At 36.0% G+C, this 10,024-nt stretch carries 12 protein-coding genes and 1 tRNA gene; 4 read left to right on the top strand and 9 right to left on the bottom strand.

What is annotated here, in order from left to right; translation table 11 throughout:
* Nucleotides 1–338: 338 nt before the first annotated feature.
* Nucleotides 339–857 carry a YfiT family bacillithiol transferase gene (locus BIV60_RS17490; protein WP_071356985.1) on the bottom strand — a complete coding sequence of 173 codons (519 nt, stop codon included), beginning with the start codon at nt 855–857 and terminating at the stop codon, nt 339–341.
* Nucleotides 858–1,019: 162 nt separating this feature from the next.
* Entirely contained in the window at nt 1,020–1,490 is a 471-nt protein-coding gene (locus tag BIV60_RS17485) for a hypothetical protein (RefSeq protein WP_141770484.1), read from the bottom strand.
* Nucleotides 1,491–1,911: 421 nt separating this feature from the next.
* Between BIV60_RS17485 and BIV60_RS17480 the strand changes: the two genes are divergently transcribed.
* Together BIV60_RS17480 and BIV60_RS17475 are read left to right on the top strand one after the other, a co-directional pair.
* On the top strand, nt 1,912–2,856 hold the full coding sequence (locus BIV60_RS17480; protein WP_071356983.1) for a DMT family transporter: 945 nt from the start codon (nt 1,912–1,914) through the stop codon (nt 2,854–2,856).
* Nucleotides 2,840–3,169, top strand: a complete 330-nt coding sequence (locus BIV60_RS17475; protein WP_071356982.1) for a tRNA-binding protein — start codon at nt 2,840–2,842, stop codon at nt 3,167–3,169. Before BIV60_RS17480 ends, BIV60_RS17475 begins: the two co-directional genes overlap by 17 nt.
* Before the next feature lie 166 nt (nt 3,170–3,335).
* On the opposite strand, the gene BIV60_RS17470 is transcribed toward BIV60_RS17475, so the two are convergent.
* The 5 genes from BIV60_RS17470 to BIV60_RS17455 form a co-directional block, all read right to left on the bottom strand.
* Complete coding sequence (locus tag BIV60_RS17470; RefSeq protein ID WP_071356989.1) at nt 3,336–3,797, bottom strand: GNAT family N-acetyltransferase; 462 nt, start codon at nt 3,795–3,797, stop codon at nt 3,336–3,338.
* A gap of 192 nt (nt 3,798–3,989) precedes the next feature.
* Complete coding sequence (locus BIV60_RS31150; protein ID WP_483295117.1) at nt 3,990–4,172, bottom strand: DUF3885 domain-containing protein; 183 nt, start codon at nt 4,170–4,172, stop codon at nt 3,990–3,992.
* A gap of 150 nt (nt 4,173–4,322) precedes the next feature.
* Nucleotides 4,323–5,423 carry a GerAB/ArcD/ProY family transporter gene (locus BIV60_RS17465; RefSeq protein WP_083402307.1) on the bottom strand — a complete coding sequence of 367 codons (1,101 nt, stop codon included), beginning with the start codon at nt 5,421–5,423 and terminating at the stop codon, nt 4,323–4,325.
* 228 nt (nt 5,424–5,651) lie between these two features.
* Nucleotides 5,652–6,245 (bottom strand): TetR/AcrR family transcriptional regulator, encoded by a 594-nt coding sequence (locus BIV60_RS17460; RefSeq protein ID WP_071356981.1) that lies wholly within the window; start codon nt 6,243–6,245, stop codon nt 5,652–5,654.
* A 71-nt stretch (nt 6,246–6,316) separates the two neighbouring features.
* A complete protein-coding gene (locus BIV60_RS17455; RefSeq protein ID WP_071356980.1) occupies nt 6,317–7,354 on the bottom strand; it encodes an alpha/beta fold hydrolase in 1,038 nt (345 codons plus the stop codon).
* 334 nt (nt 7,355–7,688) lie between these two features.
* Here BIV60_RS17455 and BIV60_RS17450 point away from each other — a divergent pair, with 334 nt between their 5' ends.
* A complete protein-coding gene (locus BIV60_RS17450; protein ID WP_177177330.1) occupies nt 7,689–7,967 on the top strand; it encodes a hypothetical protein in 279 nt (92 codons plus the stop codon).
* Nucleotides 7,968–8,099: 132 nt separating this feature from the next.
* Here the strand turns inward: BIV60_RS17450 and fosM are convergent, their stop codons facing one another.
* A complete protein-coding gene (fosM, locus tag BIV60_RS17445) occupies nt 8,100–8,525 on the bottom strand; it encodes a FosM family fosfomycin resistance protein (RefSeq protein WP_071356979.1) in 426 nt (141 codons plus the stop codon).
* A 287-nt stretch (nt 8,526–8,812) separates the two neighbouring features.
* Here fosM and BIV60_RS17440 point away from each other — a divergent pair, with 287 nt between their 5' ends.
* Complete coding sequence (locus BIV60_RS17440) at nt 8,813–9,160, top strand: CotD family spore coat protein (RefSeq protein WP_256218449.1); 348 nt, start codon at nt 8,813–8,815, stop codon at nt 9,158–9,160.
* Nucleotides 9,161–9,886: 726 nt separating this feature from the next.
* Here BIV60_RS17440 and BIV60_RS17435 read toward each other — a convergent pair.
* A tRNA-Met gene (locus BIV60_RS17435) sits at nt 9,887–9,960 on the bottom strand.
* Nucleotides 9,961–10,024: the final 64 nt, after the last annotated feature.

Raw genomic sequence — 10,024 nt, 5'->3', positions numbered from 1 at the left:
TTATTGTAACACCGTCTGTGCTCACTTGCAACAGAAATTTTTTTCAATTCTACACAATCAGCTGTACATCGTTTTCCGATTTGAAATTAAGGAGATGGGCCACCAATAAATTCAGCTATGACCCACAACTTGCCGTTTTAAGGAAGGAAGATAATAAGAATAACCATTTCGTTCATTTTTTTCATATGGGGTATCGCCAACATTTCGGAAATTTTGTACGCTAAGCAAATTCAAACATAAAAAAATCGAATTCCCTGTACATTAAGGAACCGACTTTTTTATTTGACTTCTTCAAGTAAAGCACACGTTGCTTTACGTGTAATCGTTCACAAAGTCCATTAACAGCCCTTACGATTACACAAAGAAGTAATATGTGCAAGATGATGTCGCCCGTGCCAAGCGTAGATTCCTATATTTTTACCTACTGAAACTTCACCCGAATCTGGGTGGATAAATGTCTTTTCCATATCAGCTGGACTTAGACTACGTAAAAGGTTTGTCCAGCGTTGGTGCAATGCTTCGAGCAGAGATAGTGAAATATCAATTGGTAATTTATAATCCGAAAGTTCTGCCCATTTAGTTTCGTCGTATGGCTTAATTACAGGTTTTTCTTCTGTAAGTGCCAATTTAAAGCGTACGTAGGCATTCATATGACTATCAGCAAGGTGATGTATTACTTGTCGAACAGTCCACCCTCCTGAACGATAAGATGTATCAAGCTGTTCATTATCCAAGTCTTTTACAGCATCTCGTAATAATCTTGGTAAACTTTCAATCTCATTTATCCAATCCTTTGTAATGCTGTTAGTAATCTCACCATTAAATTGAAATTTTCCAATTGGATATTTTATATCCATCTACTCTTCCTCCTATAAAGTCCCTTGTAATTTTTTTGGCTAACTAAATGAAATGTCTAAAAATATATAATTCTTCGTCATCACTTTAAATCCTTTACACCTATTTAGGTTTTCACCTAAACTGCCACGTTACTTGAAAAAGGAGTCTTATAAAAGTTAGCCTTATTTTTGTGTATTATTTTTTTCTTCCCAAACTTTCATTAAATTTTTGTGATATTCTTTTGCCTTTTCGATTAAAATCCAATCAATTGAATGTGCAGGTGTTGGAAGCGATTTCCCTCGACGAATTCTAATTTTTTCGTGATTTGTATAGTGAGGATAAATCACCGTTGATTTCATACCTCTTACATTTGAATACTTAATATCTTCTATTTCTCCCCAGTAAACCTTATTTCCTTTTAAATCGATTACAATTCCTTCATCATCCCAATAAAATCCCTTACCCTCGTTTCTTTTCCTCGAAAGGTAAATAGCATATCCAATAAAAGTAAATGGGAAAATTAATGTAATAAATAAAGTTAAGGAAGCCCCTTGTATTAAAGCCAAAACAAATAATATGCACCATACTAATCCAACGGTCATTAAAACTCCGATAAACAGTATAGAAACTCTATAAATTCTAATTTGCTCCAAATATAGCAGCACCTTTTCATCATAATGTATTGTTATTTTATAATTTTATCAGTTGATCTTGTTTATCTTAACTGCCCTTTTAGTGGAACAACTAAAGCACCTGTTAGTGTAAGTACATTTCTTCACAATCTTACTCTCAGTATAAGCATTTCTTAAGAAGCATAACACAGGCTTCGTTTGTAAATAGGGTCTCGCTGACATTTTGCAGACTTCATTCGTAAAAGACTTAATATTCTGTTATAATACAACGGAGAAAATTGTACGTAAATTTTGGACTAGAGGTGAATCAAAATGTATTGGACTCCATTATTTGAAAATGATGTACCTGTATCACTCTTCAGCTTCTAATGGAGTGAAGGTGACTACGTCTCTCCGTTAGGGGCATTTTTTGACCTTAACAAAAAAACGGAGGGTATAAAAAATGAAAAACACCTTACTAGGTTCTTTATATTTAATTTTAGCGTCCAGTATATGGGGCGGTATGTTCGTTGTTGTGAAAGTTGTAGTATCGGTCATACCACCACTCGAACTTGTGTGGTTACGATATTTAGTGGCTATTTTCGCATTACTCATTATAGGTTTAATTACCAGACAAAAATGGCGGATTGAAAAACGTTATTTCTTATTAATTATAGCTATTGGGATTATAGGTAATGCGATTTCAATTGTTGCTCAGGAAACTGGTACAATGCTTTCCACAGCTCAAACAGGAGCAATAATAACTTCTTCAACACCAGCATTTATGGTAATTTTTGCTCGCTTGATCCTTAAAGAACGTTTGACTTTAAAAAAGGGAATTTCTGTTTGTTTAGCTACAATTGGAGTATTTCTCATTGTTGGAATCGGTAAAATGAGTATGTCCAGTACACTTGGTGGAGTTTCACTTGTTATTGCTGCATTAACATGGGCACTCATGTCTGTTCTTGTAAAACGATTGCCGAGTGCTTATTCGCAAATAGTGGTAACAACCTATTCCATCTTAGTGGCTTTAATTGTGTTGACACCTTTTGTTTTACCAAGTTTACATGAAATAAATCTATCTCAACTGACTCACCCAACTATTTGGGGAGGACTCTTATATTTGGGGGTTGTTTCAACAGCAGGCGGATTTCTACTTTGGAATCGTGGATTACAAATGCTAAATGCCTCCAGTGGTGGAGTTTTCTTTTTCTTTCAACCCGTTTTTGGGACATTATTAGGATGGTTAATACTAGGTGAAATGATTACTAAAACCTTTTGGATAGGTTCTGTTTTAATTCTCTTAGGGGTCTTAATAATTGTAAAAGATAGACAAGAAGAACATAACCATTCTTTATCTCGGAAACAAACAAATTTTAGGAGGCATAACAATGGCAACTTTCGATGATTTTCAAAAACTAGATATGCGTGTTGGAGAAATTACCAGAGCAGAAGCGTTCCCTAAAGCAAGAAAACCAGCATATAAACTGTGGGTTGACTTTGGTGAAGAAATAGGGATTAAACAAAGTAGTGCTCAAATAACAGATTGTTATGGTTTAGATGAACTAGTTGGTAAGCAAGTATTAGGAGTAGTCAATTTTCCTCCTATGAAAGTTGCTGATTTTAGTTCAGAGGTTTTGGTGATGGGGGTTTATTCAGAACAAGGTGTTGTTCTTATAGAACCTCAGCAAAAAGTAAAAAAAGGTGACCGTTTAGGATAATACCAAAGAACACAAATGATACAATTCATTTGTGTTTTTTTACTATTCTTCCACTAACCTGCCACTTTAGCACAATAAAAAAAGCTGCCTCAACGACAGCCCAGCTCTTCAACTCTTGCACCCTTTATTTTAAGTACAATGTTTCACAATCTACAATCCTACCTACTTACATCAAATTGTTATAATAAATTATTGTAGCATCGAAATTGCCGTTTTCGGACATTGCATAAGCAGGTATTCGCCCAGCTTTAATGTATCCCAATGAAATATAAAGTAAATTTGAGGGGTCTCCTTCTCTGGTATCGAGAACCAATAATGTTCTACCAATTTTTAAAGCTGTTTCATGTGCCTTCTCCATTAATAAACGACCAATTCCATTCCGCCGATAATTCGGGTGAGTCATTAATTTTGCAATTTCAGCTCTATGTCCACCATTCTGTTTTGAGCATAGATGTAATTGCACGCTACCAACTATTTCGTTGTTGACCTTAGCAACAAAAAGGATTACGTCAGGATTTAGTACGCTTTCCCAATACTTATTTGCCTCTGAAGGTTCTAGTGGTGGTAAAAATCCAATAGAAGCACCATCCTCAACAATAACTACTAGAAGGTCAATAAGTTCATTCATATGTTTCTCAATTTTTATACATTTTTCTACTTTTATATTATTTGCTACTTTTTCCAAGACAACCACCCTAACTTCGTTTATATGGTTGAATATACTCCACAAAAAATTCGATGAAAAGGATTATGTAAGCAAATCTAACAAGGTTTTTATGGGGTACAATTAACATTTTACTTTGGTGTGGTTATATTTCTTTTATTTATAAACTTCAAATATAGCGTTTAAAACTTGAACATACTTTAATTCAGTCTTATGGCAAGGTAAAATAAATCGATGAGTTACATACTCCCCATACCATTCATCATATAAATCCGTTGTTGGTATCTTGAAGTGCTTAAGTTTCCATAAAAGCTTCTTTTCTTTAATATATTTTCGCATTTCGAAACACTGATCAGTTATTGTACCTAGTTGAACAGCTTCGAGAAAGAAATATCCATTTTGTTATCCTATACCTAAGAATAGATACAAAGTATGATGAATGTCCATCACACTTTTACCAACTGAAAATAATCAAACCACTTCATCAGCTTAATGAGTAAGATCTTTATCCCCTAATTTCTTCAAAAGAGCAATTAAAAGCAGAAAAAGCGGGAGTACGATTTGCATAGAAAAGAAGTAAAAAATTGAACTCCCAGAAGCAAAAGATACCATTTCCTGAAAATTTGGAGTTACCCAAAAACCAAATAGCACTTGGAGAAACCCAAGTGGAAGCACAAATGGTTTATAATCATATACATTTATCCACTGGGCTGTCCCAAGTGAAAGCGCATAATAAATAACTGAAACTTTAACAAAGATACCAGTAATCCACACTGCCATAATAATCGATTCTATATGCTCAAAAAAGCCAGCAAGGCTGATGTACCGGACAACATTCATTACCGGAAATAACTCTATCTGAGTCACATCACCAAGGACAAAAACGGTAACCAGATTTGTAACCACCATGGTCAAAATAACAGCAATAACAGAAATTGTACCCCATTTCCCCCCTTTTTCTCGATCCTTCAAAAAAGGCAGCAAAAAAGATACATAAAAAAAATCGCTTAACCATGACTGAACATCAATTGCTCCTCGTATAGAGGGTAAAGCACCATTCCCCATGATAGGTAGTATGTTATGAAATTCAATATCGGGTAAAAGCAAAAATATCATTATCAGAAGTGGAAAAGTGAGCATCGGAAAGAAAATAAGTGTCGCACGTGCCATTACTTCTATCCCTCCGTATACAGCAAGTGCACTGACTAGCACTATACTAGAAAATATGACGGATAGTGGGGTTTTTGGAAGGAAGGCAGTGATTATAAATTCAGCGTAATCCCGTAAAACAAAGCCATTTTCGTAAAGAAAAAGAAATAAATATAAAAACCCAAGGGCCTTTCCGGCGAGTTTTCCAATAATACGCTCACTGTACTGAATAATATTTTCCCTGGGATACATCTTGTTTAGCTTAATGAAAATCCAGGATGACAGAAAACCGATAAGGGAAGCCCATATTGGTGATAGCCAGAGGTCTTGCTTCGCGCTTTTTCCCGCAGCCGATGGAAGAACTAAAATCGCTGTGGCCAATACAGTTGCATACATTATAATTCCCATCTGAAAAGACGAAATTTTTCCTTTCTCAATCATTGCTACCCCCCTCTCTTTAATCAATTGGTATTAGGATTCCCAAGGAGGTAATTTTCAGTAAAAATGGGTAGGTTATTGTCACTTTGGGAGTATTTTGCACTATAAATAAATATAAAAAGCCCAATTTCTCAACATTAAAATTAAGAAATTGGACTCTTATCATTACTTCGGAATAGCGCCCGATTATGGAAGAACGAAGGTATTAAATACCAAAATCTTCTTTGAAAATTATTTTGTCAAAATACGTATTAACACATCCACATCTGGTAACCCATACTCTTCATCAATCTCTTCTTGAGTAAGAAGACTGTTGATGATGGTAAAATACCATGACAACATTCTTCGGGGTTCGCCTGGAGAAAATCCACCCGATTCCTGTCCTTTAACGAAGATAGGAATTATTGGATCGATCAGAACATTTGTTGAAACTTCTTCAAAGATTTGTGTGACCTTTTCGGGAACATCATCAGCCTTGCGAGCACGTTCCATTAACATAAAGGCATACATATTGTTCTCATCAAGCATGTTTTTCGTTAAGGTTCTAATTTGTTCAAAAGGAGTTCCCGGTAGGTATTTAACATACTCTAGTTCCCTTCTTGCTTCTTCCATCAATTCTTGGACGAGAGTTATGAAAAGTTCCTCTTTAGAATTGAAATAACGGTAAATTAATCCTTCACTAATGCTTGCTTCCTTAGCAATCATGCTCGTTTTCGTTCCTGTATATCCTCTGCGGGCAAACATTTTAAGCGCCGCTTGTTTAATCTGCTCCCTGCGTTCGTCACGGATTTGATCAAGCTGCTGCTGTCTGTTTAATGAAGACACCCTTTTAACCTCCGGATCTAAAAAATGTCATATTTATTATATCATTAATCTAGAGAACTTTTGCTTTACAATTAGTTGATAGACGTGTAGACCAGTGGGTGTACTCTCTTGATCAACTCCTCAAGAAACTGATTAGGACGGGCAAAACACGCAAGATGGCCAGCGTTTTTGATGAGAACAAACTCCTTATGAGGGGCTTCAATCTCATCGTAATAAGTGCTAGCCAGTTCAGTTGGCGTGATAATATCATTATCTCCGTGAAAAATAAAAACTGGCAGCTCAAATTGCATACCGTATTTTTTAAAATCAAAGTTTATTAATTCATCAAATAGATGGTCAAGGGAATAACTCATACCTTTAAAAATATCCATCAAATCACGTATTTTATGTTCCGGAGAAGAGAGCATAGATGGCAAAATTAAGTCTGTAATCATATTGGGGACATCCTTAATAGTTTTAACGAGAAGTCGATTCCTCTTGTCGAAATCTTTACGACTCCATTGGGATTGATTAGATCCCATTTTCTCAAGCAACTGAACACCCCTCGTATTGCCAGCCCCACAAAGAGCGTTGACTGTTAATGCATACAAAAGATTTTGTGTATCTGGGGCATTCTGATCTGTACCGACATAGGCATAAAAAAGATCTGGCCGAAGCTTTGCCATCATGATACCAATAAGACTGCCCACAGAGCTTCCAATAAGAATTACTTTTTTATGACCGAGTTTACCACGTAAGTATTCTGCTACCTCTATCCCATCCTTCGCTAGACGGTCGAAAGTGATGGTACCGCTTCCGTCTTTACCGTTCTTGCCAAAAGTCTTTCCTGCTCCACGCTGATCCCACTGAGTGACAATGAAGTGCTTCTCCCATGAACGCAACAACGGACTGAAGATGGAATAAGTCGAAGCTGGACCGCCATGAATCAATAACAAAACGGGGTTGTTCCGATTCTCGCCACGAATCGTGATCCACTGATCGATACCACCAATTTGAACGTAACAGCCTTCAACGATGCTGTTAGCTGTGCTGATTTGCAGTTCTTTGGTATTCTTTCTCTGATTTCTCTTCCGTAGAACGATTTCTTGCAGGATATTAATTTGGCTCATTCGAACATGCCCTCTTCCCTTATTTGATGAGTGAGTGACTTACTCATTTCTAGAATGAGGTATTTTATGGAAATTGTCAACAAGAAATTTTCATCAAAATATTAGAGAAAATTTCTTTATAGATTACACACCCCAGAAAATGTAATAAAATATCGTCACTAAACTATTTGTTAATAGATTAGGAATACCACTAAGACCAATAGAAAAGCACAACTGCCTTTTCATCAGGTTTTTTTTGCCTATTTTTTTGAAAATTAATGTCTTGTAGATAAAAATCTAAGCATATCCAAAAAGTGAGACATACACTATCGGGAGAATTTAAGGAGGCGATATCATGACTAAAAGACAATATCCTAGCTCATTGCCAGGCATGCTTAGTGTACAAGGTCAACAAATGGGCAACCCTCATGTGGGGGGATACCCGCACACTGGATATCCACAACTTGGGGGTTATCCACACACAGGAGGTTACCCATATACCGGCTATCCTCACATGGGCGGTTATCCATATGGACACCATCACCACCATACCGGTTACCCTTATGGCATGACGGGTTATCCTCACACTGGGTATCCGCAAATGATGCAGCCAACACCTAGAGATAAGAAATAATTATACCCCTGATTATTCTAATATGATTTTATTATCAGTGGGAATAAATGGTTATTTTTATTTTCTATGTGTGTTCAACAAACATGAACCTTAGGCGAATAAGAAAAAAGGATTGCCGCTGCAATCCTTTTTTTAATAATTGTAAAACTCCATATGTGTTTTTTCCTTTTTATAATAATCCAGCCTATCTTGTAAAGTACCTGTATGAAATTCAAACTTATGACCATCAGGGTCAGTAAAGTAAATGGATTTTTTATCTCTTTCGTCTCTTGGACGACCCGAAAGGATGTTTACATTCAACCCCTCAAGTTTACGGTACATATCATCAAACTCAACTTCTTCTATTGAAAATGCAATATGAGTGTATGACTGGCTGATTTCTTTACGGGGAATATCTTTTTCTTCATTAAGGGCAAGCCATATACCATTCAAATCAAAATAGGCTGTACTTCTGCCCCTGACTAACAACTTTGCATCAAACACATTTTTATAAAACTCTATCGATTTCTCTAAATTAGACACAGAAAATAAAAAATGATTAAGACCTTTTACTGACATAATAACACCTCAAAAGTACATTTTTTAATAATTCCATCATACAAAGGAAACAAACTTTATTGAAGTATTCCGCCAAGCTAGAACAATAAGAAAAGTCTGTTGAAAACGACAGCACTGTTCAACTCTTGCACCCGTTATTTGAACAAGAACCAACCAAGTTATTACACATTTTCTTCGTATTGTGTATTGTAGTATTTTTTAAAAATAGGTATACAACTAGTCCGCACAAACAAAAGTTCACATAGACTAATGGTGACACAAGACAAATTTACATGGAGGTTATTCTTATGAATAATAGAAATATTGGATATGGTGGTTTTCCAACTCATATGATGGGAGCCGACTGCTGCCCGCCACCACCTTGTCCGCCAATATACTGTCCGCCTCAAGCGTTTCCAACACAGTATGATCCAGGAATAGTTGACCCTGCACAACAATATGTAAAAACAAACTTATTTAATAAAGTAGTCTCTCATGTCCATCCTTCTCATACGACAACAGTCAACAAGCTTCATGTTAATCATCAACATTTTTTTCCCCACACAGAATCATGTGTAAATGAATGCTGTGAAACACATACGATGTGTGGATTTCCAGTTAATCCTTGTTGTCCATCAGGACCATTTGGATTCTAACATCTTTCTCCCTAATTTGAGGTTATTTTATGATGGACTCTTTATTAACAACTATAAAACCAATTTCATAAACTATAAAAGTACCTAGATACAGAATTCACCTTTGGTGCCTTATGGGCACCTTTTTTATTGAAATTTTTAAGCTATTCTTACTTTGCATTCTAAACTTTACCAATGTTGCATAATATAAAAATGTAGGACGATTGGGAATCACCTCCCGTTGAAAGCGTCATTTTTGGCGCTTTTTGCCTTCTCCACATTTATCCATTTTCATTTTTGAACAGGTTACATACAATACATTACCACTTATAATTTCCCCTTCTTTTTAAAGCGTCAAATTGACGCTTTTTTGTTTGTATCATAAATCATTAGTTGAATTAAATAATTCAATTAAGTAGGTAAAATCCCGGATTTTTAACTCGAATACCATACATTTATCCAAATACTGACCTTCAACCAGTATATTTTGTAGCGGTTTTTCGCTCTACCTTGCCAGGAAAAATCCTGGCATTTTTGTTTCACAATAGCCCTCAAATGTGAGAGACAGATAGAGGATTTTCATATTTCTTGTTCAACTATCCTGCCTGTTAGTTTAAGTGAAAATCTTCACAATGCTGGGCCTAAATGTAAAAAATAGTTGCAAACAGTTGCATTAAAACGAAAAATAAGCCCACTCATTAACGAGTGGGCTTATTTTTCGTTTTCTAACCTAATTGCTAAAAATAATTGCGGAGGCAGGATTTGAACCTGCGACCTTCGGGTTATGAGCCCGACGAGCTACCAGACTGCTCCACCCCGCGACGATAAAAAAATAGTTATTAAATATAACAGCCTGGCAACGTCCTACTCTCACAGGGGCAAGGC

This window comes from Bacillus sp. MUM 116, assembly GCF_001866655.1.
GTDB lineage: Bacteria > Bacillota > Bacilli > Bacillales > Cytobacillaceae > Neobacillus.
The sequence above is the reverse complement of the archived record's forward strand: the minus strand, read 5'-3'. Positions and strand labels throughout refer to the sequence as shown.